The organism is Amycolatopsis sp. NPDC101161 (assembly GCF_044768185.1).
In the GTDB taxonomy this organism is placed as follows: Bacteria; Actinomycetota; Actinomycetes; order Mycobacteriales; family Pseudonocardiaceae; genus Amycolatopsis.
The window spans coordinates 1,947,094-1,972,149 of record NZ_JBIWPI010000001.1 but is presented as its reverse complement, the minus strand read 5'-3'; the positions used below and the strand labels follow the sequence as shown (position 1 = coordinate 1,972,149).

The following is a 25,056-nucleotide window of genomic DNA, read 5'->3' as shown; positions in this document are numbered from 1 at the left end:
GTGACGTTCACATTCGACGCGGCGACGGTCGGGGAGTCGCTCGATCTCGGCAAGCTCATCGAAGTCGTCGAGCAGCTGCACATCGAGCTCGCCGCGGGCCGCGCCGTCCAGCCGCCCCGCCTGCCGCTGGCCGTCCCCGACAGCCGAGCGGTGATCATCCCGATGCTCGCCGCGTCGACGGTCAGCGACCTCGTCTGCTTCAAGCTGCTGATCGACAACCCGGACAACGACCGGGGTCGCCAGCGCTCGACCATCGTCGCGATGAAGATCGACACCGGCGAGTGCGTCGCGACGCTGCAGGGCGCGGTCGTCACCCAGTTGCGCACGGCCGCGGCATCCGCGGTCGCCACCCGCGCGCTGGCCCGGCCCGACGCGCGGGTGCTCGGCCTGATCGGCGCGGGCGCGCAGGCCCGCAGCCACCTGCGGGCCATCGCGGCGGTGCGCGAGCTGGGCGAGGTGGTCGTGTGGAACCGGACGCCGGAGAACGCCGAGCGGCTCGCCGCCGAAGCCGCGTCGCTCGGCCTGCCCTGCACGATCGCCCGAGAGGTCCGCGCCGTCGTCGAGGCGAGCGACATCGTGTGCACCCTGACGCCCAGCCGGGAGCCGATCGTGCGCGGCGACTGGCTGCGCCCCGGCCAGCACCTCAACGTGGTCGGGTCGCCGCCCAGACCCGACCACCGCGAGATCGACTCGGAGGTCCTGCGGCGCTCCACGGTCGTCGTCGACGCGCTCGACGTCGCCCTCGCCGAATCCGGCGCCGTCGTCCGGGCCATCGCCGACGGCGCGATCTCCGCCGACGACCTCCGGCTCGAGCTCGGGCAGGTCCTGCTCGATCGCCCCTTCGAGCGGACGCCCGGGCAGATCACGGTGTTCACCTCGGTCGGCCTCCCGATCCAGGACCTGGCCGCGGTGACGGCACTGCTGGCCTCGACCGAAAGCCCCACGCGGTGACCGGCCCGGAACCGGTGCCCGGCCGCGCGGCGACGGTAGGCTCGGCGCATGGCCGGGAGCAGGAAGGTCCGCGATCCACACCGGGACGTGATCGCCAACGAGGTGCGGCGGGCGATCATCGCCGGCCGCTACAAGTCCGGCGAGCGGCTGCTCGAAGAAGCGCTGGCCGAGGAACACGGTGTGTCGCGGGTCCCGGTCCGGGAAGCGCTGCGCCGGCTGGAGACCGAAGGCTTCGTCACGCTCACCCCGTACCGCGGCGCGACCGTGTCCGCCGGATCGTTCCGCGACAGCTTCGAACTCATGCAGGTGCGCCGAGCCCTCGAGACGATGGCGGCGCGGCTGGCCGCCCAGCAGCGCGGCGGCGACGCGGCCGACGAGCTGGCGACAGTGGTCGCCCGCGGCCGGGAAGCCGCGCGGTCCCACCAGGTCACCGCGCTGCCGCCGCTGATCATGGAGTTCCACGAGCTGGTCGCCCGGGCGTCGGGGAACCAGCAGCTGCAGCTGGCGATCGATCGCGTCCTGCAGCGGGTTTCGTGGGGTTTCGAGCTCGATCTGGAGGAGCGGATCGACTCGGCCTGGACCGACCACGCGGCCATCGCCGCCGCGATCCTCAACGGCTCGCCGATCCAGGCCGGCTACCTCATGGACGAACACATCGCCAAGGACGAGCAGATCTACCGGTCGCAGCTCGATCACCCCGGCGAATAGTCCCGGCCGCGCCGGGCCCAGCGGAGCGAAACCCGGCGGAGGAGAAATCGTGACCAGGCTGCTCGTCGTCAACTGCAACGTCAGCGAATCGATCACCGCGGTGATCGACGCGGCGGCCGGCGCCGCCGCTCCGGCGGCCGACGTCGTCACCATCGCGCCGACCTGGGGCGTCGCCTCGGCCGAAGGCTACCTCGACGGGCAGCTCGCGTCGGTCGCGATGCTCGACGTCGTCCGCCGCTACGAAGAGCCGTACGACGCGGTCGTCCTGGCCGGCTTCGGCGAGCCCGGCCGGGAAGCGTTCCGGGAGCTCCTCGACGTCCCGGTCGTGGACATCACCGACGCCGCCGCCCACGTGGCCTTGATGCTCGGACCGCGGTTCGGCGTGGTGACCAGCCTCCCCCGCGCGATCGTGCAGATCCAGGACAGCCTGCACGCCGCCGGAGTCGCGGCCAACTGCGTCGGGGTGCGCGCCGCCGACCTCCCGGTCCTCGAGGTCGGCACCCTCGAGATCGGCCCGGGCAGCCCCTGCTGACCCAAGCCCGCGCACTGCTGGACCAGGGCGCCGAAACGCTGGTGCTCGGCTGCGCCGGCCTCGCCGGCATGGACAAGGCGCTGTCGGCTCACCTCGAAGTCCCGGTGATCGACCCGGTGGCCGCCGGCGTCGCACTGGCCGAGGCACTGGTCCGGCTCGGCCAGCGCACCAGCAAGATCCGCACCTACGCACCGCCTCGGGGCAAGATCCGGCCTGGCTGGGACACCGGACTCGAAAAGGTCCTCGCCACTTCCTGACGCCGGCGGCGCCTGGACGACCTATGACGCGACCGGCTGCTGGTAGCGCAGGGCTTGGGTCGCGACCCGGGCGCCGAGGTGGCGTGCCGTGGTGATGTCGGCCTTGTGGACGGCGTCCGGGCCTTGGTCGTTCCAGGTCTGGGCGCCCGCGCCGAGGTAGAACCCGAGCCGGTTGTCGTCGTGCTCGCTGCTGGTCGTGGTGTTCCAGCCGGGCAACAGGCCCAGGCTGACCCAGTGCATGCCATGTTGTGCGGCCAGCAGGGCCAAGTACTGCAGCGTGTGCAGCTTGTCGCCGCTCATCGATCCGGAGTTGGTGAACCCGGACGCCAGTTTGTCCAGCCATTGCTGGGTCATCCAGCGCTTCGAAGTCGCTTCGGCGAATGCGTGGAACGCCCCGGACGCCGATCCCATGTAGGTCGGTGTTCCGAAGATGATCGCGTCACTCGCATCGAGGACCGCCCACTTCGCGTCGGTCATGTCGGCCACGTCGACCAGGTCGGCGCGGGCCTCAGGCACCGACTCGATGCCGTCGCGGACGGCCTTGGCGATCTCGAGGGTGTGCCCGTAGCCGGAGTAGTAAGCGATAGCGACGTGAACGGATGGCATGGCAGATCCTTTCGGCACCCACTTGTTGACAACGGCAACGCTAGGGCCGTACCAGTGTCATTGTCAATGTCAACACGCTTCTGTTATCATCGGCACATGACCTCCGACGACCAACGCGAGCGCATCCTGAGCGCGGCCGTGAAACTGCTCGCCGACGCCGGACCGTCCGGACTGTCCACCCGAGCCGTCGCGGCAGCGGCCGGAGTTCAGACACCGACGCTGTACCGGCTGTTCGCGGACAAGGACGGGCTGCTCGACGCCGTGGCCAGCTTCGGCTTCGAGAGCTACCTCGCTGAAAAACGCGCGTTCGTGCCCAGCGACGACCCGGTCGCCGACCTGCGCCGAGGCTGGGACGTGCACGTCGAGTTCGGGTTGGCCAACCCCGCCATCTACACGCTGATGTACGGAAACGCGCGGCCGGGCCGCCAGCCCGTGGCGGCAACGGAAAACCGGGCCATCCTGCGCGGCATGCTCGAACGCGCCAACGCGCAGGGCCTGCTCCGCGTGCCGGTCGAAGCGGCCGTGGTGGCCATCGAGGCATCCACGACGGGCGCGGTCCTGCTCCTGCTGACCCAGCCGGAACAAGCACGGGACGCCCAGCTGATCCGGCCACTGCGCGACGTCGTGCTCGACGCCCTGACCGAGCGGACGAGCCCCCGCCCCGACCACTCCCCCATCGCCGAGCGCGCACAGTCGCTACTCGGGATCATCACTCCCGCCGGCAACACCGACCCCGTGACCGACGCGGGCTTCAGCGTCTCCGAAGCCGGCCTGCTGCGCGAATGGCTCGCCCGCCTCAACGAGGCCCACCCATCCCGCCACTAACAGCAACCCCGCATCTCGACAACCGCGGCGCTGCAGAAACGCCAAGAAATGAGACTTATCTTGGTGTCATCACCGTGAGACAGGCAGGAACCCCAAGTCGCACCGATACCGCCCGAACAAACGAACGCGGGTCAGTGCATCAGTCCCCGTCGCCGTCCGTAGGCGATCGAGGCGAGCGAGACGCCGATGGCCGCGAGCACCACCTGGGTGATCAGCTCCAGCCAGTCGAATCCGGGAGTTTCGGCGTAGCCGGCGCTGCGCGCGATGGCGGTTCCGGCAAGCGCGGCGATGATCCCGATCACGATGGTCAGCCAGATGGGGATTTTCTGCTTCCCCGGCGCAACCAACCGGCCGAGCACGCCGATCACGAGACCGACGACAAGTGCACTGATGATTCCGACTACAGTCATCGCCAACTCCTTTGTCGAAGCGATGACTTCGATTACCCCCGACCGCAAACGGAGAAACGCGATTCGCGGTCAATCTTCGGGAAGCAATGAGCCGAGCGGCCCGAGGTCGAGATTAAGCTCTCCCGGGTCTATCCCGAAATGATCGCACAACTCCGTCATCCGGTTTTCCAAATTCAGGAGCGTCTGCCCGATCGCCTCGATCTGAGTATCGGTGAGGTCACCGTGGTCGACTCTGCGCAACGCCTGCCTCTCCATGAGCTGCCGCAGCAGCTCCACCACGGTCAGCACGAGGCTGACCAGGCTGCGCTCGGCCGTCTCGGGATCGGCGTTGATCCGCCGCTTCTCCGGTTCAGTCATTGCGAGGTTGGAGAGCTGTGATCGAGGTCAGCAGGGTACGCAGTGAGATGTGCACGAGGTCGACGTCCGCAATGGACAGAGTGATTTCGCCGCTCACGACGACTCCCCCGGCGAGCACGCGATCGAGCAGGTCGATCAGCGCGACCGGCCGCTCGGCGATGGCCGGTGCCGGGTCGGATCGGCTCATGGTTCCTCCAGCATCGAAAAGGAGTACGGCGGCCACGGGCCGGTCAACCGCACCCGGATCGCGTCGTTGTCCTGGTCGCAGGTCGCGACGGCTTCGGCGAACCGCAGGGTGTGCCTGTTGTCGACCAGGTACGCGCCGTTGAGGATCATCCGCGCGTCGTCGCCGGCCAGCGCGCGGCTCTGCGGCGGATGGGTCCGGACGTCGACGGCCAGGTCGGCGAGCACGCTTTGCACCCGGTCCGCTTGCTCGACGGCGCGCCCCTCCTGACGCTCGCGCGAATCCAGCGCCGCTCGCCGCCGGGCCAAGTAGGCCGCCCCCGCCCCTCGTGGAGGCGGACCACCGGCGGCGGGCGGCGAGTCCGGCACCGGGGCGAGGAACACCTTGACGCCCCATTCGGTTCTCCCGGCGACCTGGTCGAGCACCCGGGCGAACTCTTCGGCCCGAGACGCGAGCAGGCAACGCACGCGGTCGTCGTCGTGGTACACCGTCGCCAGCCGCATCGGGATGGCCGCTCCCCGGTCGATCAGGGAGACGATCACCGAGTCGTGCGCGCGCGCCACCGCGTCCAGCCAGTCGAGGTCCTCGAGGTTGCGGTGCAACGCTTCCTCGCCGAAGGAGCTCAGCGGCACGTCGCCGATGACCGCGGCCAGCCCGGCCGCCTGGACGGACCGCGGGGTCTCGGCCGAGACCCCCGTCAGGGCGGCGAGTACGGCCGGGACGGGGTCGTGCGTCACGGCATACATCCAAACACCCTGCCCCTCAACCATCTTCGCCGTCCTGCGCCGATCCGGCCTCGAGCTCGGCCACCCGGGCTCGAAGCTGCCGGTTCTCCGCGCGCACCCCGCTGTCGTCCCCGGTCAGCCACGGATCGCTTTCCCACCAATCGATCCCGACTTCCTTCGCCGTTTCCAGGGAGGCCACGACGAGCCGGAGCTTGATCGTCAGCAGCTCGATGTCGAGCAGGTTGACCCGGATGTCGCCGGCGATCACCAGGCCTTTGTCCAGCACGCGTTCGAGGATGTCGCCGAGGTTGGCCGGTTGGTGGCTGCCGGTCGAGCCGAGACCGGGCTGAGTGGCCGACGCGGCGACGGGCTGTCCGGAAGTCATGTCAGCTCACCCCGTTTCCCAGCCCGGCCCGGCCGCGCGCATAGCGCCTGGTCCGGCGGTAAGCGAGCAGGGCACCGTCGTGATCCAGTTCGACTTCGTAGAGCGCGAGCATGTCCGCCGACGACGGGATCCGGCGTTCTTCGAGTACCTCGACCTCCACCAGCCAGCAGTCGTCGTCCGCCGGCTCGACCGAGGTGACCGCCGTCGGCTCGCTCGTGATCAGCTCGCCGACGTAGCGCAGCGCGAACGTCGCCGCCGACGACGCGGAAATCGGGTCACCGCCGGACTTCTGCGGAGCCATCGGGCATCACCTCTTCTCTTCGTCCGGCCGCGGACCAGACGGGGACGCGGTCAGGCGGTTCAGCACCCGCTGCTGCGTCGCGGCCTCTTCCTCGGGCGAGATTTCGCCTTCGGCACGTGCTTCGCCCGCCGCCTCGAGCTCGCGGCGGACCGACGCGGGGTGGTACAGCTCCGCGTCGACCTGCCGCTGGATCAGCTCGGCCACCGCGATCACCCCGCGCACCGGAGCGAGCGGAAGCCCGAGGATCGCGCCCACCACTCCCATCGCCTACCCCCCGGGCCGTTGGGTGACGACGAAGTCGTACGCCGCGAGCGGACCGAGCAACCGCACCTCGACCCGGCCTTCCCAGTCCCGGGCGAGCTCTTCGACGGCCGCCTCGAGATCGGCTTGCTCGGCCGTTTCGGCCAGGCAGGCGAGATGGACGGCGTCTTCTTCGTGCGTCGGTTCCCGTGGGCTGATCTCCACCCCGAGGGGTTTCAAGGCGTCCACCATCCGCTGTGTGTCGGTGGCGCGCTTGGCTTCGATGGCCTTGCCGATCTGCTCGCCCAGGGCGATCCGCTGGTCGCGCGTGGCGTCTTCCGGCTTGCCCCGGATGTGCTCCCGCAGCCGCGCCAGCTCCTCGTTCTCGTCGAGGATCTCGCGCAGGACGGCCTTCTCGACGTACCGGGCCTGGACGACGTATTCCGCCTTGCCTTCCAGTTCTTCCAGGGCCGCGGTGAAATCGTCCTCGTTCGCCTTGAGCAGCTCCTCGACGACGGCGTCCTCATCGGACACGACGGCACCGAAGCGGAGCGGGAGCACCGGGACCTCGGCGGCGGCCGCGTCCAGCAGGCCCGCGTGCGCGGTCAGGTCTTCCGGCCTGCCCAGTGGCTTGTCCAGGGCGATTTCGCTCACCAGCGCCGCGATTCCTTCGTGGGCCACGGTCGTGACGGGCGCGGGCGGGTCGCCGACGCCGCGCGCGCCGGGGTCGGTCTCGACGTCCGCCGGGACGATGCCGTAGACGTAGACGGCGGTCTCGGTTTCGCTCGCCACTTCAGTCACCTCTCTTTCGCCGTCGTCCGGTCGGCTGCTCTTCGTCCTCGTCGTCGCCGAGGAGGTCGCGGAGCTTGTCGCCGGCCGCTTCGAGCGCTCCTCGGGTTTTCGCCTTGGCTCCGCCCTGGTTCATGTCCTCGATGAGGTCGGGCAGTCCTTTCTGCTCGGTGTCCGAGATGTCCAGCCGGTTCACGGCTTCGGCGAACCGGAGGTAGGTGTCCACACTGGCGACGACGACGCGGGCGTCGATGGTCAGCAGCTCGATGCCCACCAGGGACACCCGGACGTAGGCGTCGATCACCAGGCCTTTGTCGAGGATCGTGTCGATCACATCGGCGAGACTGCTCGAACTCGGGCGGTCGAGGCCGCCTCCCCCGCCGGACGGCTGGATGGCTGTCGTCATCGCTTGTTCCCTCGCGCTCCGCCGGCGCGCGTCCGGGCCTGCCCGCGGCGCCGGGACGGTTCCGGCTCGTCGTCCTCGTCCTCGTCGTCTTCCTCGTCTTCGTCCTCTTCGGATTCGTCCTGGCCTTCGTCCTGCGCGCCTTCGTCTTCGTCGAACTCGTCCTCATCGGGCTCGTCGCCCTCTTCGGTGTCGACGACCTGGCCGTCACGGATCTCGCCGCGCCACCCCTCGACGTCCTCGGGGTGCAGGATCGCCTCGGTCATCACGTGCCGCCGGAAGTGCTTCAGCTCCAGCCGGGCCCGGCGGCCTTGGGCACGCCAGATGTTGCCGGTGCGCTCGAACAGGCCCTGCGGGTGGTAGGCGAGGACCAGCACCACCCTGGTGAGGTCGGGCGTGATTTCGTGGAACGTCACGGCGCCGTCCACGTGGCCCTTCTTCCCCTTCGATCGCCACACGATCCGCTCGCCGGGCACCTGCTCGAGGATCGTGGCCTCCCAGCTGCGGTGCGACCAGAAAACCTGGGCCTTCCACTCCAGCTTTTCGTCGCTGACCTGCTCGACGCTCTCGACCTTCTTCATGAACCGCGGGAACTCGGTGAACCGCGTCCACTGGTCGTACACGAGGTCGACGGGCGCACCGATGTCGATCTCCTCGATGATGTTGGTGAGCTTGATCTTCTCGCCCTTGCCCCCGCCGCCGCTGCCGCCGGTGAACGCGTTCTTGACCTTGTCCATGAGACCGGACAACCCGCCTTTGACCGCGCCCATCGCGGCTTTGCCCTTCACGCTGGGTTTCCCGCCGGTGACAGCTTCGGCCAGGCCGCCGCCACCTCCCCCGGCGTAGTCGTTGAGGCGGCCGGACGCGGACGTGATCCGCTTGGTCAGCGAGCCGACCGCCCGTCCCGCGACGGCCTGCGTCAGGTGCCGCAGTGCGTCGGTCAGCTCGTTCGACTGTCCCCCGCCGACCTTGCCCGCCGTCCCCGAGGCGGTGTCCTTGACCTGGTCCGTGGCCTTCTTCAGCTGTTTCGTGACCATCCCGTTCACCTCCGGCCGGTGCCGGCACGGGCTCGCCGGGCCGGCTTTTCGCCGTCGGATGAGGTGGACGCCCGCTTGGTGGCCGTCCTCCGGCGGCGCACGGGCCGCTCGGGCTCGTCTTCCTCGTCGTCGTCCGCGGCGCGGGCGGGCGCCCGCCGGCGCCGCGCGGGCCGCTGCGGCTCGTCTTCCTCGTCGTCGTTGTCCTGGTCGTCGTTTTCGGCGCGGGCAGGCGCCCGGCGGCGCCTCACGGGCCGCTCGGATTCCTCCTCCTCGTCCGGCTCCCCCTTGCGACGCCGATCGGTGCCCTCCGTGTCCTCCTCCTCGTCGGCCGCGCGGTCCGGCTCTTCGTCGTCCGGTTCCTCGTTCCGTTTGCGGCCCCCTTCCTGCAGGCGCCCGGTGAGCGATTCGATCCGGGAGCTCGCCGCCGTCACAGCGGCCGCTTTGGCCGCCCCGAGCAGTTCGTCGCGGGCGACGTCGGTGAGCGTGCCCAGCTCCGGCAAGGCGCCGAGCTGCTTCAGGCCGTGCTGCAGAAGTTTCACCGGGGACGTGCCCGCCCGCCCGGTGGCCCCGGCGGCCGCGATCATCAACGCGAGCCGCATCTTTTTCGTGCGCCCCAGTAGATAGCCGGCCCCGACCCCGAGGGCCATCCGCGCTCCTGCTTTCATGGTCGATCCTCCTGACGCTGACGGTTCGGACGAGTCCCCACACATCGCGCACGACCTACGGAATTCGGGGCGAACGGATGCGTCGGCATCGCTTAGTCCGGCTACCCGAGTGCCAGTCCACGAAAACCGCCGTCGTCGAGGAAATCAAGCTCCGAGATCTTCGCCGAGCCGGTCATCGACTCACCACTGTGGACCATCGGCTTCGGTTACCGACGAGTTTCCTGATCTGCTTGAAGTCACCGAACAAGCAGGCTCGATCACCCTGCGATCGCCTACATCGGACAGATGGCCTGCTCGTCACCGCCGAACAGTCTCACCCACTCGGGTCACGTTCTCTCGCCGTCATCGGCAATCACGGTGAGCTACAACGACCCACGGAGATCAATTTCGAGCGGAACGGGGCCGGAAACGCAGCGAAACGAGAAAGCCGATCCCGCCGAATGGCCTAACCCATCCGGGTCGTCGGCCATGCACGGTGACGCGAAAAGGCAGGCGCCGAAGATCTTGCTCGGTGAGCAGTTTGCCTTTTCCGAACCGAACTTTTGCCGTCCGCTCACCCGAAGCACCGGCTCGGTCGCCGCGACCGGAACCGGCCGAGGACAAGCAGCCGACGGGATCTTCAAACCGCGCCACACCGGAGCGGCACGGCTTGAAGATCCCGAGACGGCCTGACCAGATCAACAACTACAAAACAGCAGTTCAAACCCTATCTCGGCTACTTGTGCCAAAACTTGATCCCACTCCACTCCACCGTGATCGGCCCCTGGCCGCTGGCGGTGCGGTAGCTGCCGAACTTGTCGTAGTAGCTCCCGCCCGGACTCGAAACCGAGTCCTTCTGGGAGCCGTTGATGTACACCTTGTGCGTGCTGCCGACCTGGTTGATCGTGTTCACGCGGACGCTCGTGCCCACGGTCGCGCCGGTGGCGATCGTCTCCCCGCCGTGGACCGCGTAGAGGCGGCCGCCCTTCTCCACCGCCAGCAGGAAGAACGGGCCGGCGCTGGAGCCGTCCCGGAACGTCTGCTTCAGGCTGATCCGGGAGCCGGACATGCTGGTGATCTTGAACGACCCCTCGAACTGGTGGGTGCCGCCGGTGTAGGTGGTGTAGCGGCGTTCCGCGCGTTGGTCGCCACTGGCCGTCGAACACGTCAGCTTGAACGTGAGCCCGGAGACGTTGCCGCACCCCCGCTCCTGCTCGGAGTAACCCGGCGAATCCGAGATCCACGGGCCGGTCCCGACCTGGGCGTCGGCGACCGGGGTGAGTACCGCGAGCCCCGTCGCGACCGCCGCGAGCACGCCCGCGCCGCGAAGTCTGCGCACCGTCCAACCTCCTGTCACTCGAGGCGGCGGTGACCGGAAAGGTTCAGACCTTTACCCGGTGTGACCACGACTGTACGAGCCGAAGCCGCCGCGGACAAGACCCCACGATCTTTTCGCGGAGCGGTGTCGAATCCGGCCACCGCCGTTCGACAGACTGACGAACGCACGGAACGACCACCGAGGAGCACCCCATGCGCACCCTGATCGCCACCGCCTTCGTCTCGCTCGACGGCGTCGTCGAGGCACCCGGCGGCGAGCCCGGCTACCGCAACGCCGGCTGGACCTTCAAGGACATCGAGTTCGACCCGGCGGCCTACGAGCTCAAGGGCCGTGAGCAGGGCGAATCCGCGGCGATGATGATGGGCCGGGTCAGCTACGAGGCGTTCGCGCCGGTGTGGCCGGGCATGACCGAGGAGTTCCCGGGCTACAACGCGATGCCCAAGTACGTCGTCTCGACGACGCTGTCCGAGCAGGACCTGGTGACGAACTGGGGCGAGATCACCGTCCTGCGGTCGCTCGACGACGTCGCCGCGCTCAAGCAGACCGACGGCGGCCCGATCACCGTCCACGGCAGCGCCACCCTGAACCGCGCGCTGGCCGACGCCGGCCTGATCGACCGCTACCACCTGCTGGTGTTCCCGGTCCTGCTCGGCGCGGGCAAGCGGCTGTTCAGCGCGACCGACAAGGACAAGCAGAGCCTGAAGGTCGTCGAGAGCGAGACCTACGGCAACGGGATCCAGAAGCTCGTCTACGACGTGATTCACTAGAACAGGTGTTCGATCTTGGTGTAGGCTGGAGACCATGAACCCGGGTCTCCAGTCTTCGCTTTTCGACACCCAGGGGTCGGTCGCGCTGCGCCCCCTCGCGCCGGAGCGCACCGACCTCGGCTCGGGCGCGTGGGTCGACATCCAGCCCGGCTGGCTCGAGGGCGCCGACGAGCTGTTCGCGGCGCTGGTCGAGGGCGTGCCGTGGCAGGCGGAGAAGCGGAAGATGTACGACCGCGTCGTCGCCGTGCCGCGGCTGCTCAGCTACTACCGGGAGAACGTGCCGCTCCCCCACCCGGTGCTGGCCGCCGCGCGGGACACGTTGAGCCGGCACTACCTGCGGGAACTGCGCGAGCCGTTCCGGACGGCGGGGTTGTGCTACTACCGCGACGGCCGCGACAGCGTGGCCTGGCACGGTGACCGGATCGGGCGGGGTGCCCGGGAGGACACCATGGTCGCGATTCTTTCCGTGGGCGCGGCGCGGAACTTGGCGTTGCGGCCGCGGGGTGGGGGCGGGAAGACCTTGGCTCGGCCGCTGGGGCACGGGGATTTGCTCGTCATGGGTGGGAGTTGTCAGCGGACTTGGGAGCATTCGGTTCCCAAGACCGCCAAAGCCGTTGGGCCTCGGATCTCGGTTCAGTTTCGGCCTCGAGGGGTGAACTGAGGGTTCCTGGGGTTCCCGGGGGGGCCGGGGGGCCGGGGGGCCCGGGGGGCCCGGGGGGCCCGGGGGGGGGGGAGGTTAGTCCACAAAGGACTTTGGTGAGCCCCGTACGATGGCTTTGTGCACAGTCTCTTCGAACCGCCGCTCTTTGCTCGGCTTCGCTCCGCTCGGCGTGTTCTTGTTGCCGGTGCCGGTGGGGGCTTCGATGTCTATGCCGGGCTTCCCCTTGCCGTTGCCCTTCGCGCGCAAGGCAAAGATGTTCACCTCGCCAACCTTGCCTTCAGTGATCTCGACCGGCTTGATCTTGACGACTGGCTCTTCCCCGGTGTCGCCACCGTCCGCCCCCGCAGCTCCGGTGACGATGCCTACTTCCCGGAACGGACCCTTGCTCGGTGGCTCGACTCCCGCGGGTGGCCTTCCGTTGTCCATGCCTTCCCCCGCACCGGGGTTCGGCCGCTTCGGGATGCCTATCGGCAGCTCGTCGCCCACCTCGGTGTCGATGCCGTTGTTCTCGTCGATGGGGGTACCGACATCCTGCTGCGCGGCGATGAAGCCGGGCTCGGGACGCCCGAAGAAGACATGACCAGTCTTGCCGCCGTGGCCTCTCTCGAGGGTGTCGACCGGCTTGTCGTCAGTCTCGGCTTCGGCATCGATGCCTTTCACGGCGTCTGCCACGCTCATGTCCTCGAGAACCTCGCCGCCCTCGATCGGGATGGTGGGTACCTCGGTGCCCTCTCCATCCCCTCGCGTTCACCGGAGGCCGAGGCCTATCTCGATGCCGTTGCCGATGCTCAGCGCGCCACCCCGGAGCGGCCCAGCATCGTGCACGGGCAGATCGCCGCCGCCCTGCGTGGCGAGTTCGGCAATACCCAGTTCACCGCTCGGACCGCCGGCAGTGAGCTCTTCGTGAACCCGCTCATGGGCGTCTACTTCACCGTCGACCTCGCGACCCTCGCCGCCGGGGTCGGCTACCTCGATGACCTCGCCGGTACCGAGAGCGCCGTCGACGTCGCCATGGTCATCGAAGCCCACCGGGACCGCGTCGAGCGGCGGCCGCGGCGGGTCATTCCGCACTGACCCCTCAGTCCACCAGCACCGGGAGCTCGTCCAGGCCGTACACAATGGACACCTTGCGGAACGAGAGCTCCTCCGCCGGCACCGCCAGGCGCAGGTTCGGGAACCGGCGGACCAGCGCCGGGTACGCCGTGCGCAGCTCCATGCGGGCCAGCTCCGCGCCGATGCAGCGGTGGATCCCGTAGCTGAACGCCAGGTGCGACGTCGGCTCGCGGGTCGCGTCGAACTTCTCCATGTCCGGGCCCAGCTTCGGGTCGCGGTCGGCCGCCGACAGCGACACCAGCACGATGTCACCTTCGCTGATCCGCGCGCCCGCGATCTCCATGTCCTCCTTGGCGAACCGCGGGAACGCCATCTGGACGACCGTCAGGTACCGCAGCAGCTCCTCGACGAACCGGTGCACGGACTCCTCGTCGCCGCGGACCGCGTCGAACGCCTGCTCGTCGCGCAGCAGCACCAGCGCGCCGAGCGCGAGCATGCTGGCCGTCGTCTCCAGGCCGCCGGTGAGCACGCCGTCGGCGAGACCGGCCAGCTCGCGGTCGTCGATCTCGTCGCCGTGCTCCTTGATCAGCATGCCGAGCAGGCCGTCGCCGGGCTCCTCACGCTGCTTCTTGACGATGTCGAGCAGGTAGGTCAGCGACTCCGACATCGCGCCGAGCGACGCGCCCGCGCCGCCGAACAGGTCGAACCGGGCGGTGCTCAGCCGCTGGAAGTCCTCGCGGTCCTCGTAGGACACGCCGAGCAGCTCGCAGATCGTCAGCGACGGGATCGGCAGCGCGAACGCCTGCCACAGGTCGACCGGGCCGTCCGCCTTGGCCATCGCGTCGAGCTGCTCGGCGACGATCTGGTCGATGCGCGGGGTCAGCCGGCTCAGCCGCCGCATCGTGAACTCCGGCGTGAGCAGCTTCCGCAGCCGCGTGTGCACCGGCGGGTCCGCGAAGCCGAGGCCGCCCGGGTTCTGGTCCGCGGTGACGCCGGCGTTGCCGACGAGGTTGCCGAAGTCGCTGGAGAACCCGGTCGGCTTGCCGAGCACCGCCTTCGCCTCGTCGTACCCCGTGACCAGCCAGGCGTTCATCCCGAACGGCAGGTCGAGCTTGCTGATCGGGGCTTCGGCGCGGCGCTCGGCCATCGCGGGCACCGGGTCCAGGCCCTCACGCCGGAGCGGCTCCAGGGCCGAGTCCGGCAGGATGGCCGACATCTTTTCGAGGTCGAAGCCTTTTTTCGACTGACGCGCGAGGTACCGGCGCCCGACCCAGCCCAGGACCCGTGAGCGGAGACTCCCCATGGATCCGACAGTACCGCACTAGCCCGATCGGGTGAGCCGCCGCGAGACGGGACTCACCTCCGCGGCGGGACCTCCCGGTTCTCGGTGATCAGCCCGTGCTCGCTCGCGACGTAGTGGAAGTACGGCCGGCCGAGGTCGTCGGTGCCGGCGTACGACGTGCGGGAGCGGCCGTCGGCCTCGGTGTTGACGCCGTTGGTGCGGGCCAGCACGCCGGACGAGCTCAGCCACTCCGTCGACGCGCGGACCGGCCGCCAGTACCGGCCGTCGCCGGTGAGGTCGCCGAGGGTCTGCGTCATCTGCGCCGCACCGGAGATCCGCAGGTTCTGGTCGTCGGTGATGTTCGCGGTGGCGTCGGTGGTCAGCGGGTAGGACCAGGTGTGCCGGTTCGCCGACCGCACCCGGCCGTCCACAGTGGACGTCGAGGTCTGCTGCCCCGAGTCGCCCTGCACGACGTGCTGGGTGAAGCCGCCGCCGGTGACGTCGTCGCTGTTGCGGTAGTCGCGGGTGCGTTCGACGCGCGTGTACACGCGGCCGGCGGAGGTGTCGACGTAGCCGGCGGTCACGTCGTCGCGCTTCGCCGTGACTGTCACGTTCACGCCGTCCTTGATGTCCCGCACCGTTTCCTGCCGCACCGGGGCCGCGGCGACGTCGTGCTGCACCAGGGCGCCGGTGGTCTGCGCGGCGCTTTTGTCGGTGTAGAGCAGTAGCGTCGGGACGACGGTGAACTCACCGCCGATGTCCGGAAAGGAGAAGGAGAGGTCATGCGCGGCGCCGTCCACGAGCCGGCCGGCGAACGGCGTGATGTCGTAGGTTTCGGCGTGCAGGCTGAACGTGTCGATCGCGACGATCGGCCGCCACAGCTGCGGCACGATCCCGCCGGAGTAGATGTGCGGGAAGGTGAACGCGCTGCCGGCGGGCGTCCCGTCGAGCGCGAAGTTCGCTTCGCGGTACGGGCCCTTGCCGCAGAGCCCGGCCGCCGGGTACTTCGCCGACACAGCGTCCGGGACGTCGTCGAACCACTGCTCGTCGCAGGCGTGGCCCTCGAGGGTGACTTCGAGATAGGCGCGGGTGATGTTGCGAGGCAGGTCCTTCGCGCTGAAGTGGACGGTGGGCGCTGCGGGGGTCGCGTCGGCGTGCCCGAACCCGGCCACGTGGTCGGCCGTTTCGGGCGCGGGGTGCTTCCGGTCGGCCTGGTAGTAGGTGAGCGTCACGGTCTGGGCGTAGACCCCGGTGTAGACCGGCGAGTTGTAGTTCTCGATGCCGCCGTGGAACGGCTGCGGCGTGCGCAGCAGCGCGCTGTAGGGCGTGAGGTCCTTGTCGAAGTGGTAGGTGATCGGCCGGTTGCCCTCGCCGCTGGGCTCCTCCGTGGTCCCCCACCAGACTTCGGTGCCGCCGATCCGCAGGTCGCCGATCCGGTCGTACTGGCGGCCGCTGACGGTCACGGTCTGGTCCATGACGACCTTCGCCCACGGGCCCGGGCAGGCCTTCGGCGGCGCGAGCGTGCCTTCGTAGTACTGCGGTGTGCCGTCGGCGGCGTTGGAGCGGAAGGCGTCGGCGAGGGTCACCGTGCAGCGCGCGGTGTCCGGCCGGGTCACCGCGGGCGCCGCCGTCACCGGGTCGTCGGTGTCGTGTTCGAGCACGGGGTCCGCCGAGGCGACCGCCCCGGAGAGCACCCACGTCAGCACCAGTGACAGGACGATCGTGAAGATCCGCACCCGGACTCCTCCCAGCGGCAGCTCACCGCGGGGAAGCCTAGTACCGCGATCATGCTACTTACGGTGGGAAACGACCGTGCTGAAACGTTTCAGCACCGTGGTAGGCTCACGCCCTTCTCAGCGAGGGGGTGCGGTGGTCGGCATCAAGGACGTCGCGAAGCGCGCCGGCGTCTCGATCGGCACGGTGTCCAATGTGGTCAACCGGCCGCACGTGGTCGCCGCGGCCACCCGGAACCGGGTGCTGTCGGTCATCGAAGAGCTCGGCTACGTCCGCGACGAGTCGGCCCGCCAGCTGCGCGCCGGACGCAGCCGGATCATGGGGCTGCTGGTGCTCGACCTCGGCAACCCGTTCTTCGTCGACGTCGCCCGCGGCGCCGAACAGGCCGCGCACGCCGAGGGCCTCAACATCATCACCTGCAACAGCGGCCAGCGGTCCGACCTCGAAGCGTCCTACCTGGCGATGTTCGCCGAGCAGCGGGTCCGCGGCGTGCTGCTGAGCCCGGTCGGGACGTCCGGCGAGGCCCTGCGCGCGTTCCGCCGCAGCGGCACGCCGTACGTGTTCGTCGACCGCAAGGCACCGACGTCGGAAGCGAGCTCGGTCGCGGTGGACGACATCGCGGGCGGCGCGCTCGCGGCCCGGCACCTCCTGGAGACCGGCCACCGCCGCATCGCGTTCGTCAACGGGCCGACGATCCTCGCCCAGTGCCGCGACCGCGAGCAGGGCCTGCGCACGGCGCTGGCGGGCTCGGCGGCGGAACTGACGGTGCTGGAAGCGATCGGCCTCGACGTGGCATCGGGCCGCGACGCCGGCGCCCGCCTGCTGGGCACGATCCCCCGTCCGACGGCGGTGTTCTGCGCGAACGACCTCCTCGCCCTGGGCCTGCTGCAGGCGATGGTCGGCGCGGGCGTGCGCGTTCCGGACGAGATGGCGATCGTCGGCTACGACGACATCGAGTTCGCGGGCGCGGCGGCGGTCCCGCTGACGTCGGTCCGCCAGCCGGCCCAGCGCCTCGGCCGCACGGCGGCGGAACTCCTGCTGGCGGAAACGGCGGACACGACCATCGACCACCAAGCGGTGGTGTTCACGCCGGAACTGGTCGTCCGCGAATCCACCCGCGTCCGCCGCTGAACCCTCACCCGGCGATGACGGCGACGACCGTCGTGCCCTCGGGGAACTCCCCGCCGCGGATGCGCTCCCGCAGCCCGAACATCATCTTGGCTTCGTAGACCCAGTCGAGCCGGACGCCGTGGCGCCGCTCGAACTCGTCGATGAAGGCGTCTAGTTCGCGGGTCCGCCGCGCGAAGCCGCCGAAGTGGTAGCCCGTGTCGACCGACCACTCCCCCAGCTCTCGCCCGAACGCCTCGCGCTGGAGCCGGGCGACGTCGGCGGGCGGAAACTCGCCTTTGAGCGCCGAGAACCCGATGGCGCGCTGTCCGGGTCCGAGCCCGGCGGCGATCCCGGCGAGCGTCGCGCCCGTGCCGACCGCGCACGCGACGACGTCGAACGGCCGCTCGATCTCGGCCACCAGTTCGGCGCAGCCCCGGACGCCGGCCGGGTTCGCCCCGCCTTCCGGGATCAGGAAGAACTCGCCCCACGCGCGACGCAGATCGTCGAGGACCGCGGGATCGGCTTTCGCGCGGTACGCCGTCCGATCGAGGTAGGTGAGCTTCATGCCGTGGCCGGCCGCCGCTCGCAGCACATCGTTGAGGGGCAGGTGTTCCTCGCCCCGGACGACGCCGACCGTCTCGAACCCGAAGTGGTGGCCGGCCGCGGCGGTGGCGAGCAGGTGGTTGGAGTAGGCCCCGCCGAAGGTCAGCAGGCGGATGGCGCCGGCCTCGGCGGCGTCCCGGAGGTTGTGCTTGAGCTTGCGCCACTTGTTGCCGGGCAGCTCGGGGTGGATGAGGTCGTCGCGCTTGAGCAGGACGCGCACCCCACGTTCGGGCTCCTCCAGCTCGACGAGCGGCGAAGGCACGGTGAGCTGCAGCTTCGTCACGCTGTGAGCATAAATCGTTTGAACCGCGTACGACCGTTCGGCATGATGCCGATCATGGGGCTTCGCGCGTGACGAACAGGTGGGTGCGGCTGCAGGCGGTCGCGGTGTCCGGTTCCTCCGCCGAAGGGCTGATGCTCGCCGCGCTGCCGTTGCTCGCGGTTTCCGTCACCACCGATCCGCGCGAGGTGTCGCTGGTCAACGTCGCCGGGCAGGCGCCGTGGCTGCTGCTCTCGCTCTTCGCGGGCGTGCTCATCGACCGCGTGCGGCGGACCGCCGTGCTCGCCTGGGCGTACGCCGTGCAGGTCGTGGCCGCCGTCGTGCTCGCCGCCGTCGCGTCCGCCGGGTTGCTCAGCCTGCCGGTACTCCTGGTGGTCGCCTTCGTCGTCACGTCCGCGCAGGTGCTCGGCGACGGCGCGAGCGGCGCGCTGGTGCCCGAACTCGTCCCGCCGGACCGGCTGGCGCACGCCAACGCGCGGCTCACGGTGATCGACCGCGGGGTCGTGCAGTTCGTCGTGCCGCCGCTGACGGGGTTCCTGATCGTCGTCAGCACCGGGGCGCCGGCGTGGCTGGCCGCGGGCTTCGCGCTGCTCGCGCTGTTCCTGGTCCGGCGCATCCATTCGGAGTCCGTCGTCGCCGCGCGGACGCACCCGCTGCGAGACCTGTCGGCCGGGCTGCGGCACTTGGTGCAGACGCCGTTGCTGCGGTCGATCACGCTCAACGTCGCGCTCGGCTCGTTCGCCGCGAGCGCGGGCAACTCGATGTTCGTGCTGTACGCGACGCAGGTCCTGCACGTCGGCTCGGTCGGCTACGGCCTGCTGCTCGCGTGTCTCGCCTTCGGCTGGGTCGCGTCGTCGTTCGTCGTGCAGAAGGTCGTCGACCGGATCGGCTACTCGTGGTCGATGCGGTTCGGGCAGAGCTTCGGCGTGGTGACGAACCTGCTGATCGCGCTCGTCCCGCCGTGGCCGCCGCTAGTCGGTGCGGTGTTGATCTTGCTGACGGCGACGGTGCTGATCTGGAACGTGTGTTCGCAGTCCAGCCGCCAGCGCTTCACCCCGGCGCCCCTGCTCGGCCGGGTGCTGACGAGCCACCGCGCACTGGCGTGGGGCTTGACGCCGCTGGGCGCGCTGACGGGCGGTTTCGTGGCGGCGCACTGGGGGCTGCGAGCGGTGTGGGTGATGGCCGCGGCGATCCAGTCGGTGAGCGCGGTCTTGGTGTGGTTCACCCTCTCCCCGGCGGCGTTCGAGCGCACCGAGCGCGAAATGGCCGAAGCCGCGAGTTAGCGGATCGAGCTGTGCTTGATTTTGTAGCTCGCCGTGGTGTTGGGATATTCCTTCTGCTTGACGAGCGTTTTCCGGGCTGCCTTGATCCGCGACTTCAGGTCATGCGCTCGGCCCTGAACTTCAGCTCGAAGAAGATGGCACCGGCGATCGCCGATACCGTCGGCGCGGCGCCCGCTCCCCCATACCGGCCTGCAGCGGCTTGCCGGTCGGACCGACGTACGGCTCGGCGGCCTGCTTGCCCTGACGACGAGATGGCTGCGTCACAAAAACGGAGGGCGGCAGACCCGCCCTCCGAGTGGAGTTGATACCGGGTGGTGCGCCGGGTCGGGGCACCGGCGCACCACCCGGACGCCTACCCTCCCAGCGCCAGCGCCACCGCGCCCAGCAGCGCCGCGTCCTGGTCGAAGCGCGCCGAGACCAGCTCAGGAGGGAACGGCACCGCGTGCGCCAGCCGGGCCGCCAACGCCGGCAGCAGCACGTCCGCCGAGCGCACCAGGCCGCCGCCCACCGCGATGCGCTGCGGGTCCAGCGCGATCGCCAAGTTGGCCACGTGCATCGACAGCTCGTCGAGCGCCGCCGTCACCAGTTCCTTCGCCTCGACGTTCTCCTTGGCCAGGGCGAACAACTCGCCCGCGGTGACCGGGCGGCCGAGCAGACTGCTCGCCCGGCCGCCCAGCCCACGCCCACCGACGGCTTCCTCAAGCGGCGCCGCTCCGCTTGCGAAACCCTCGGTGTCCTGCGGCGAGAGCAGGTTGTACCCGATCTCGCCCGCAGCTCCGTTGGCGCCGGTCAGCAACCGGCCGCCCACCAGCACCGCCGCCGCGATGCCCGTGCCCAGCGACAGGAACACCGCCGGGTCCGCCCCCTCCAGGGCGCCCCAGCGCCACTCCGCCAGCGCCGCCGCCTTCGCGTCCGTGCCCACCGAGATCGGCACGTCCGGGAACTCGGCCGCCACCAGCTCGGCCAGGTGCAACTGTTCCCAGCCCGGGACGTTCGGCGCGAGCAGGATCTCCTCCGGCAGCACGATCCCCGGGCTGACGACGCCGACGGCGGCCGGTTCCGCGCCCGACTCGGCCAGGAGCGCTCGCGCCCCGGCCAGCGCCCGCACCACCACCTGCTCGGCCCCCGCCTGCGCGTCGGTGTCCAGCCGGCGCGTGGCCAGCAGGTTCCCGTCGTGGTCGGCGAGCCCCAGCGCCACCTTCGTGCCGCCGAAGTCGATCCCGAGAATCTTCTCCCCTGTCACTCCCTGAACCCCTCGATCTGCGGCGCGACGGCCGCGTCCCCGTGGTGGCCGTACCCGCCGGCCGCACCCACCACGATCCGGCCGGTGTTGAACCCGTCGACGCTGATCACCGGCACCGCGCCGCGCAGGTCGGACGCCTTGTAGGTGACGGTCAGCGTCTGCGACTGGCCCGGCCACAGCGTGATGTCGTTGTCGTCCCAGGTCGCGTTCGCGAGCTGGTTGTCGCCCGGTCCCTCGTGCCCGTCCGGCGTGCCGCGGCGGACGTCGGCCCGCAGGAAGAACGCCGCCCCCGGCGTCTTCGACGTGTTGGTCACGGTCACCGTGGAGACGAGGTCCCCGCCGTTCGCGCGGGTCGACGCCACGGCGCTGACCTGCGACTTCGGCAGGTTCTGCAGGGCCTGCAGGTTGCTGTACTGCGACAGCGTCGCCTGCGGGTTGCCCAGCGTCTTGCCCCAGTCGACGACGTCCTTCTGCGTCGAAAGCCAGTAGACGTTCCGGTCGACGACCTTCCCGCCCTGCTTCACCTGCAGCTCGACGAAGTAGACCTGCGCGGGCGCCGGCGCCTTCGTCTCGGCCGGGACCTTCGGCTTCAGGACCCCGGTGCGCACCCCCTGGCTGCCCAGCGAAATCCCGGAAGCCGTCTGGTCGTCGAGGACCTTGCCCGCGGTGTCGAGCACCCGGGCCTGCACCGAAAGACCGGACTGCGTGGCCGCGCCGAGGTTGTCCAGGGTGACGGACCCGTTGTCGTAGCCGTAGATCGCGTGCAGCGGCTTGTTCGCCTTCTTGGCGCCGAAGAACGCGCCGGCCTGGTCGCCGTCGTCGTTGTAGAGCGACCACAGCAGCGTCGGCCAGCCCTTGTTCAGCTGCCAGTAGACGACGCCGGTCGACGGGTTGTTCTTGTCCGTCGAGTGGTGCAGGAACGCCTCGAACTGCGAGCGGGTGTTCTCGTAGTTCGCGATGTTCGCCAGGTCCACATAGGACTTCAGCGAGCTCCACTTGCCGTACCGCTGGGTGATCGACTGGTCCAGCGTGTACAGCGTGCCGAACGCGTAGCCGCCGTGGTCCGGCTCGAAGTTCGCGTGGTACTGGTTGTACGCCGGGTCCTGCCACAGCTTCGCCTGCTCGGTGGGCGAGAGGAAGCGCTTGATCGAGTCCAGCGTCGGGACGGTGTGCCCGGCGCTCTGCTCGCTCGCGAAGCCCCACGAACCACCCGCGTTGGTGCGGCTGTCATCGGAAGCGTCGAAGTGCGAGGTGTCGTACCAGTACGACGGCGGGACCCAGTCGTACGGGCCTTCCTTCTCCCCCGAGTTGCCCAGCGTCGGCGTGCTCTTGTACTCGGCCGAGGCGATCACCGGGACCTGGAAGTCCTCCTGCTTGAAGGCGGACAGGACGGCCTGCTCCTGGTTCGGGAACGGCTCGTTGTCGCTCCAGCCGTAGTTGAAGACGCTGGGGTGGTTGCGTTCGCGCTGCGCGATGCTGACCGACGAGTCGTGGATGATCCGCAGGTCCCGCGCACCGAGCTGCGCGGCGGTGTCGGGCTGCCAGGCGTCACAGCAGATGAACCCGCCGATGACCAGCAGGCCCGCGCGGTCGGCCTGGTCGTAGAAGTCCTGCGGCATGTCGTGGCCTTCGAGGCGGACGCCGGAGAGGCCCATGTTCTTGATCAGCGCGATCTGGTGCGCGGTGTCGGCCTTGTCGTAGCGCAGGAACAGGTCCGGCGCGAAGCCGCCGCCGCGGAAGACGAAGTCCTTGCCGTTGATCGTGAACTGCCGCGCGCCCTCGGGCAGCGGCGCGGACTTGCCGACCAGGCGCGAGGTGACCGTGCGGATGCCGAAGGTGCTCTTCGACGACGTCGACAGCACGCCGTCCTGCGAGACCGCGGTGCCCAGCGTGTACAGCGGCTGGTCACCCATCGAGTACGGCCACCACACCTGCGGCTTGGCGATCTTCACCGGCGCGAACGTGACGGTCCGCTTGGTGTTCGCCGGGATCGTCACGCGCTGCTTGACGACGATCGGCGCACCCGACGGCGGCGTGATCGTCGCGGCGACGTCACCGGTCTGCGAAGTGGCGGCGTCGTTGGTGACGTCGACCTTCACCGTCAGCTTCGAGCTGGACAGGTCGGCGGCGTTGTCCTGCACGACGTGCGCGTTGTCGCCGGTGAGCGCGTCCCCCACCTGCAGGGTCGGGGGGAACTGGATGCCGGTGTCGTTGTCCGGCGGGATCTGGCCCCAGTCGACCTGGTCGAGCGTGTACATCTTGAGCGGGTTGTTGGGGTAGACCTTGATGGCCAAGGTGTTCTTGCCCGGCTTGACCAGCTTCGAGACGTCGAAGGTGTGCCCGGCGAACGCGCCGCTGACGACGTCCTTCGTCGCGACGAGCGTGCCGTTCACCCAGACGTCGCCCTCGCCGACGATGCCCGGGATGGTCAGCTTCGCGTGCTGGCCGGTCTTGAAGTCCGGGGTGAAGTCGGTGCGGTACCACCACGGGTCGGAGAACGGCTTCGTGACGACGGGGCCGAGCTTGTCGACGTACCCGAAGCACTTGCGCATGTTGTCGGAGTAGAAGACGTCCGGGCACTTCCCGTTCTGCACCAGCGCGTTGATCTCGGTGCCGGGAGCGCCCGCGTCGTCCGGCTTCACCGGTAGCCAGCCGGGAGTGGCGTACCCGGGCGTGGAGACCTTGTCACCGCCGTCCTTGACGTTCGCGGTCGTCAGGACCTGCCAGCCCTGCGCCCCGATCGTGGTGAGGCCGTGCGGCTTCGCCCCTTCGGCTTGGGTGTCCTGCGCGGCGGCGGGTCCGGCGAAGCTGAGCACGCCGGGCACGAGCAGCAGCGCGGCCAGCGCCGCGAGCTTCTTCGTCATGCCTGAGCCCCTTCGGTGTCGGCGGAGGCGAAGGCCTCCTTGATCTCCTTGGGTCCGAACGGCCACGTGTTCTCGGCCTTGGCGTAGACCAGGTACGCGATCGCGCCGAGGACGATCCAGCCCAGCGACAGGCCGATCGAGAGCCAGTCGGCCGAGATGTAGATGTAGACCCAGCCGACGAGCGCGATGAGCGTCGGCACGGGGTAGAGCCACTGGCGGTACGGCCGCCGCAGCTCCGGCTGCCGTCGCCGCAGCACGACGATCGCGGCGACCTGGGCCAGCGACTGGATGATGACCAGGGTCGCGACCGCCGCGTTGATCACCGTGGTCAGGGTGAACAGGGAGCCGAGGATCGTGATGGCGCCCATCGTGAGCACGCCCGCGGTGGGCAGGTGCAGCTTGGGGTGCAGCTTGCCGAACATCGGCAGGAACACCTTGTCGCGCGCGGCTTCGAACGGCACGCGCGAGCCGCCGAGCAGCCCGGCGAAGACCGACCCGATGGCGGCGATCACGATCAGCACGGTGATGGCCTTCGCCGTGCCGGTGCCCCACACCTGTTCCAGCACCGACGACGCCACCGACTTCGCGTCCTTCAGCTGGTCCAGCGGGATCGAGCCGAGCACGCCGACCTGCAGCAGGAAGTAGAGGCCCATGATGCCGAGGATCGAGTAGATGATCGAGCGGGGCAGCGTGCGGCCCGGGTCGCGCACTTCGCCACCGAGGTAGGCGGTCGTGTTGTAGCCGAGGTAGTCGTAGATCGCGATGATCAGGCCGGCACCGAGGCCGCCCCAGAACGTGCCGTCGCCGGCCGAGCTGAACGCGCCCGGGGTGAACGCGAACGCCTGCGCCGCGCTGAAGTGCGAGAACGCCGCGACGATCGTCGTCAGCACGGCGGCGAGCATGATCACGAACAGCACCGTCGTGAGTTTGGAGATCTGGCCGATCTTCCGGAACAGCGCCAGGATGATCACGAGCGTGATGCCGACGCCGATGATCTTGCCCAGTGGCGTCGTGCCCGCGTCGTCGGTGACGCCGGGGATCAGGTAGCCGAGGTACTGGACGAGCCCGATGATGCCGGTGGACATGATCAGCGGGATGAACAGCACCGCGCTCCACACGAACAGGAACGGCATCAGGCGGCCGGTGCGGTACTGGAACGCCTCGCGCAGGTAGAGGTAGGTGCCGCCGGCACCCGGCATCGCGGCGCCGAGCTCGGCCCAGATGAGACCGTCGGCCAGCGCGACGATCGCCCCGATGACCCAGCCGAACATCGCCTGCGGGCCGCCCATCGTGGCGACCATGGCGGGGATCGTGACGAACGGGCCGATACCGCACATTTGCGTCATGTTGATCGCAGTGGCCTGCAGGGGCCCGATCTTGCGTTCAAGGGCGGGCTGCGGCTCCCCTGAACGAGTGGGTGAACTCACGACGTGCCTCCGGCTAGTAGTTAGTAAAGTTTCTTAACATAGAACGGGCGGGGTCG

General features: G+C 69.6%; 30 protein-coding genes. 11 read left to right on the top strand and 19 right to left on the bottom strand.

The genetic code is table 11. The features are described 5' to 3' along the window. From ACIRSS_RS09670 to ACIRSS_RS09655, 4 genes are read left to right on the top strand one after another with little or no spacing between them, the layout of a single operon-like run. On the top strand, positions 1-951 hold the full coding sequence (locus ACIRSS_RS09670) for an ornithine cyclodeaminase family protein (protein WP_400892707.1): 951 nt from the start codon (positions 1-3) through the stop codon (positions 949-951). Between the two features lie 48 nt (positions 952-999). Beyond that, a complete protein-coding gene (locus ACIRSS_RS09665) occupies positions 1,000-1,659 on the top strand; it encodes a GntR family transcriptional regulator (RefSeq protein WP_400892705.1) in 660 nt (219 codons plus the stop codon). A gap of 49 nt (positions 1,660-1,708) precedes the next feature. Then, entirely contained in the window at positions 1,709-2,191 is a 483-nt protein-coding gene (locus tag ACIRSS_RS09660) for an aspartate/glutamate racemase family protein (RefSeq protein WP_400892703.1), read from the top strand. A 41-nt stretch (positions 2,192-2,232) separates the two neighbouring features. After that, on the top strand, positions 2,233-2,448 hold the full coding sequence (locus tag ACIRSS_RS09655; protein ID WP_400892701.1) for an aspartate/glutamate racemase family protein: 216 nt from the start codon (positions 2,233-2,235) through the stop codon (positions 2,446-2,448). Positions 2,449-2,469: 21 nt separating this feature from the next. Here the strand turns inward: ACIRSS_RS09655 and ACIRSS_RS09650 are convergent, their stop codons facing one another. Beyond that, positions 2,470-3,054, bottom strand: a complete 585-nt coding sequence (locus ACIRSS_RS09650; protein WP_400892699.1) for a flavodoxin family protein — start codon at positions 3,052-3,054, stop codon at positions 2,470-2,472. Between the two features lie 96 nt (positions 3,055-3,150). Here ACIRSS_RS09650 and ACIRSS_RS09645 point away from each other — a divergent pair, with 96 nt between their 5' ends. Beyond that, complete coding sequence (locus tag ACIRSS_RS09645) at positions 3,151-3,879, top strand: TetR/AcrR family transcriptional regulator (protein ID WP_400892697.1); 729 nt, start codon at positions 3,151-3,153, stop codon at positions 3,877-3,879. Between the two features lie 131 nt (positions 3,880-4,010). Here ACIRSS_RS09645 and ACIRSS_RS09640 read toward each other — a convergent pair whose 3' ends face one another. From ACIRSS_RS09640 to ACIRSS_RS09590, 11 genes are all read right to left on the bottom strand, one after another. After that, a complete protein-coding gene (locus ACIRSS_RS09640) occupies positions 4,011-4,289 on the bottom strand; it encodes a GlsB/YeaQ/YmgE family stress response membrane protein (protein ID WP_400892695.1) in 279 nt (92 codons plus the stop codon). 69 nt (positions 4,290-4,358) lie between these two features. Then, complete coding sequence (locus ACIRSS_RS09635) at positions 4,359-4,646, bottom strand: gas vesicle protein K (protein WP_400892693.1); 288 nt, start codon at positions 4,644-4,646, stop codon at positions 4,359-4,361. Then, the gene (locus ACIRSS_RS09630; RefSeq protein WP_400892691.1) at positions 4,639-4,833 is read right to left on the bottom strand and encodes a gas vesicle protein; all 195 of its coding nucleotides are present in this window, start codon (positions 4,831-4,833) and stop codon (positions 4,639-4,641) included. Before ACIRSS_RS09630 ends, ACIRSS_RS09635 begins: the two co-directional genes overlap by 8 nt. Further along, positions 4,830-5,576 carry a GvpL/GvpF family gas vesicle protein gene (locus tag ACIRSS_RS09625; protein ID WP_400892689.1) on the bottom strand — a complete coding sequence of 249 codons (747 nt, stop codon included), beginning with the start codon at positions 5,574-5,576 and terminating at the stop codon, positions 4,830-4,832. Before ACIRSS_RS09625 ends, ACIRSS_RS09630 begins: the two co-directional genes overlap by 4 nt. 16 nt (positions 5,577-5,592) lie before the next feature. Continuing rightward, on the bottom strand, positions 5,593-5,940 hold the full coding sequence (locus ACIRSS_RS09620; RefSeq protein ID WP_400892687.1) for a gas vesicle protein: 348 nt from the start codon (positions 5,938-5,940) through the stop codon (positions 5,593-5,595). A 1-nt stretch (position 5,941) separates the two neighbouring features. Next, the gene (gene gvpO / locus ACIRSS_RS09615) at positions 5,942-6,241 is read right to left on the bottom strand and encodes a gas vesicle protein GvpO (protein WP_400892685.1); all 300 of its coding nucleotides are present in this window, start codon (positions 6,239-6,241) and stop codon (positions 5,942-5,944) included. Between the two features lie 6 nt (positions 6,242-6,247). Next, on the bottom strand, positions 6,248-6,505 hold the full coding sequence (locus ACIRSS_RS09610; RefSeq protein ID WP_400892683.1) for a gas vesicle protein GvpG: 258 nt from the start codon (positions 6,503-6,505) through the stop codon (positions 6,248-6,250). A 3-nt stretch (positions 6,506-6,508) separates the two neighbouring features. Beyond that, complete coding sequence (locus tag ACIRSS_RS09605; protein ID WP_400892681.1) at positions 6,509-7,273, bottom strand: GvpL/GvpF family gas vesicle protein; 765 nt, start codon at positions 7,271-7,273, stop codon at positions 6,509-6,511. Between the two features lies 1 nt (position 7,274). After that, positions 7,275-7,676, bottom strand: coding sequence for a gas vesicle protein GvpJ (gvpJ, locus tag ACIRSS_RS09600; protein WP_400892679.1), 402 nt, complete (start codon positions 7,674-7,676; stop codon positions 7,275-7,277). Beyond that, complete coding sequence (locus ACIRSS_RS09595) at positions 7,673-8,710, bottom strand: SRPBCC family protein (RefSeq protein ID WP_400892677.1); 1,038 nt, start codon at positions 8,708-8,710, stop codon at positions 7,673-7,675. The genes gvpJ and ACIRSS_RS09595 overlap by 4 nt, the downstream gene beginning before the upstream one ends. 5 nt (positions 8,711-8,715) lie before the next feature. Further along, positions 8,716-9,375 carry a hypothetical protein gene (locus tag ACIRSS_RS09590; protein ID WP_400892675.1) on the bottom strand — a complete coding sequence of 220 codons (660 nt, stop codon included), beginning with the start codon at positions 9,373-9,375 and terminating at the stop codon, positions 8,716-8,718. A gap of 357 nt (positions 9,376-9,732) precedes the next feature. Here ACIRSS_RS09590 and ACIRSS_RS09585 point away from each other — a divergent pair, with 357 nt between their 5' ends. After that, positions 9,733-10,047, top strand: a complete 315-nt coding sequence (locus ACIRSS_RS09585; RefSeq protein WP_400892673.1) for a hypothetical protein — start codon at positions 9,733-9,735, stop codon at positions 10,045-10,047. 43 nt (positions 10,048-10,090) lie between these two features. Here ACIRSS_RS09585 and ACIRSS_RS09580 read toward each other — a convergent pair whose 3' ends face one another. Further along, positions 10,091-10,669, bottom strand: a complete 579-nt coding sequence (locus ACIRSS_RS09580; protein WP_400893424.1) for a hypothetical protein — start codon at positions 10,667-10,669, stop codon at positions 10,091-10,093. A gap of 215 nt (positions 10,670-10,884) precedes the next feature. Between ACIRSS_RS09580 and ACIRSS_RS09575 the strand changes: the two genes are divergently transcribed. The 3 genes from ACIRSS_RS09575 (at position 10,885) to ACIRSS_RS09565 (ending at position 13,195) form a co-directional block, all read left to right on the top strand. Continuing rightward, a complete protein-coding gene (locus ACIRSS_RS09575; RefSeq protein ID WP_400892671.1) occupies positions 10,885-11,460 on the top strand; it encodes a dihydrofolate reductase family protein in 576 nt (191 codons plus the stop codon). 34 nt (positions 11,461-11,494) lie between these two features. Further along, positions 11,495-12,121: an alpha-ketoglutarate-dependent dioxygenase AlkB gene (locus ACIRSS_RS09570; RefSeq protein WP_400892669.1), complete on the top strand. Its 627-nt coding sequence runs from the start codon at positions 11,495-11,497 to the stop codon at positions 12,119-12,121. Between the two features lie 117 nt (positions 12,122-12,238). Further along, positions 12,239-13,195: a DUF1152 domain-containing protein gene (locus ACIRSS_RS09565; protein ID WP_400892667.1), complete on the top strand. Its 957-nt coding sequence runs from the start codon at positions 12,239-12,241 to the stop codon at positions 13,193-13,195. Positions 13,196-13,199: 4 nt separating this feature from the next. Here ACIRSS_RS09565 and ACIRSS_RS09560 read toward each other — a convergent pair whose 3' ends face one another. Both ACIRSS_RS09560 and ACIRSS_RS09555 read right to left on the bottom strand, forming a co-directional pair. Beyond that, positions 13,200-14,477 carry a cytochrome P450 gene (locus ACIRSS_RS09560; RefSeq protein ID WP_400892665.1) on the bottom strand — a complete coding sequence of 426 codons (1,278 nt, stop codon included), beginning with the start codon at positions 14,475-14,477 and terminating at the stop codon, positions 13,200-13,202. Positions 14,478-14,530: 53 nt separating this feature from the next. Then, on the bottom strand, positions 14,531-16,192 hold the full coding sequence (locus ACIRSS_RS09555; protein ID WP_400892663.1) for a peptide-N4-asparagine amidase: 1,662 nt from the start codon (positions 16,190-16,192) through the stop codon (positions 14,531-14,533). 133 nt (positions 16,193-16,325) lie between these two features. Here ACIRSS_RS09555 and ACIRSS_RS09550 point away from each other — a divergent pair, with 133 nt between their 5' ends. Further along, the gene (locus tag ACIRSS_RS09550) at positions 16,326-17,321 is read left to right on the top strand and encodes a LacI family DNA-binding transcriptional regulator (RefSeq protein ID WP_400892660.1); all 996 of its coding nucleotides are present in this window, start codon (positions 16,326-16,328) and stop codon (positions 17,319-17,321) included. A gap of 4 nt (positions 17,322-17,325) precedes the next feature. Here the strand turns inward: ACIRSS_RS09550 and ACIRSS_RS09545 are convergent, their stop codons facing one another. Beyond that, the gene (locus ACIRSS_RS09545) at positions 17,326-18,186 is read right to left on the bottom strand and encodes a 1-aminocyclopropane-1-carboxylate deaminase/D-cysteine desulfhydrase (protein WP_400892657.1); all 861 of its coding nucleotides are present in this window, start codon (positions 18,184-18,186) and stop codon (positions 17,326-17,328) included. 68 nt (positions 18,187-18,254) lie between these two features. Between ACIRSS_RS09545 and ACIRSS_RS09540 the strand changes: the two genes are divergently transcribed. Next, positions 18,255-19,466, top strand: coding sequence for an MFS transporter (locus ACIRSS_RS09540; RefSeq protein ID WP_400892654.1), 1,212 nt, complete (start codon positions 18,255-18,257; stop codon positions 19,464-19,466). 352 nt (positions 19,467-19,818) lie between these two features. Here ACIRSS_RS09540 and ACIRSS_RS09535 read toward each other — a convergent pair whose 3' ends face one another. The 3 genes from ACIRSS_RS09535 to ACIRSS_RS09525 are packed head-to-tail and all read right to left on the bottom strand — an operon-like array spanning position 19,819 to position 25,000. Next, entirely contained in the window at positions 19,819-20,709 is an 891-nt protein-coding gene (locus ACIRSS_RS09535) for an ROK family protein (protein WP_400892652.1), read from the bottom strand. Further along, complete coding sequence (locus ACIRSS_RS09530; protein WP_400892649.1) at positions 20,706-23,573, bottom strand: glycosyl hydrolase 2 galactose-binding domain-containing protein; 2,868 nt, start codon at positions 23,571-23,573, stop codon at positions 20,706-20,708. The genes ACIRSS_RS09535 and ACIRSS_RS09530 overlap by 4 nt, the downstream gene beginning before the upstream one ends. Beyond that, entirely contained in the window at positions 23,570-25,000 is a 1,431-nt protein-coding gene (locus ACIRSS_RS09525) for an APC family permease (protein WP_400892646.1), read from the bottom strand. Before ACIRSS_RS09525 ends, ACIRSS_RS09530 begins: the two co-directional genes overlap by 4 nt. Positions 25,001-25,056: the final 56 nt, after the last annotated feature.

Bases quoted from the DNA above. Each gene is read 5' to 3' on its own strand.
- ACIRSS_RS09665 (WP_400892705.1), top strand. From the start codon at position 1,000: ATGGCCGGGAGCAGGAAGGTCCGCGATCCACACCGGGACGTGATCGCC.
- ACIRSS_RS09650 (WP_400892699.1), bottom strand. From the start codon at position 3,054: ATGCCATCCGTTCACGTCGCTATCGCTTACTACTCCGGCTACGGGCAC.
- ACIRSS_RS09645 (WP_400892697.1), top strand. From the start codon at position 3,151: ATGACCTCCGACGACCAACGCGAGCGCATCCTGAGCGCGGCCGTGAAA.
- ACIRSS_RS09640 (WP_400892695.1), bottom strand. From the start codon at position 4,289: ATGACTGTAGTCGGAATCATCAGTGCACTTGTCGTCGGTCTCGTGATC.
- ACIRSS_RS09635 (WP_400892693.1), bottom strand. From the start codon at position 4,646: ATGACTGAACCGGAGAAGCGGCGGATCAACGCCGATCCCGAGACGGCC.
- ACIRSS_RS09630 (WP_400892691.1), bottom strand. From the start codon at position 4,833: ATGAGCCGATCCGACCCGGCACCGGCCATCGCCGAGCGGCCGGTCGCG.
- ACIRSS_RS09625 (WP_400892689.1), bottom strand. From the start codon at position 5,576: ATGTATGCCGTGACGCACGACCCCGTCCCGGCCGTACTCGCCGCCCTG.
- ACIRSS_RS09620 (WP_400892687.1), bottom strand. From the start codon at position 5,940: ATGACTTCCGGACAGCCCGTCGCCGCGTCGGCCACTCAGCCCGGTCTC.
- gvpO (WP_400892685.1), bottom strand. From the start codon at position 6,241: ATGGCTCCGCAGAAGTCCGGCGGTGACCCGATTTCCGCGTCGTCGGCG.
- ACIRSS_RS09610 (WP_400892683.1), bottom strand. From the start codon at position 6,505: ATGGGAGTGGTGGGCGCGATCCTCGGGCTTCCGCTCGCTCCGGTGCGC.
- gvpJ (WP_400892679.1), bottom strand. From the start codon at position 7,676: ATGACGACAGCCATCCAGCCGTCCGGCGGGGGAGGCGGCCTCGACCGC.
- ACIRSS_RS09595 (WP_400892677.1), bottom strand. From the start codon at position 8,710: ATGGTCACGAAACAGCTGAAGAAGGCCACGGACCAGGTCAAGGACACC.
- ACIRSS_RS09590 (WP_400892675.1), bottom strand. From the start codon at position 9,375: ATGAAAGCAGGAGCGCGGATGGCCCTCGGGGTCGGGGCCGGCTATCTA.
- ACIRSS_RS09575 (WP_400892671.1), top strand. From the start codon at position 10,885: ATGCGCACCCTGATCGCCACCGCCTTCGTCTCGCTCGACGGCGTCGTC.
- ACIRSS_RS09570 (WP_400892669.1), top strand. From the start codon at position 11,495: ATGAACCCGGGTCTCCAGTCTTCGCTTTTCGACACCCAGGGGTCGGTC.
- ACIRSS_RS09560 (WP_400892665.1), bottom strand. From the start codon at position 14,477: ATGGGGAGTCTCCGCTCACGGGTCCTGGGCTGGGTCGGGCGCCGGTAC.
- ACIRSS_RS09530 (WP_400892649.1), bottom strand. From the start codon at position 23,573: ATGACGAAGAAGCTCGCGGCGCTGGCCGCGCTGCTGCTCGTGCCCGGC.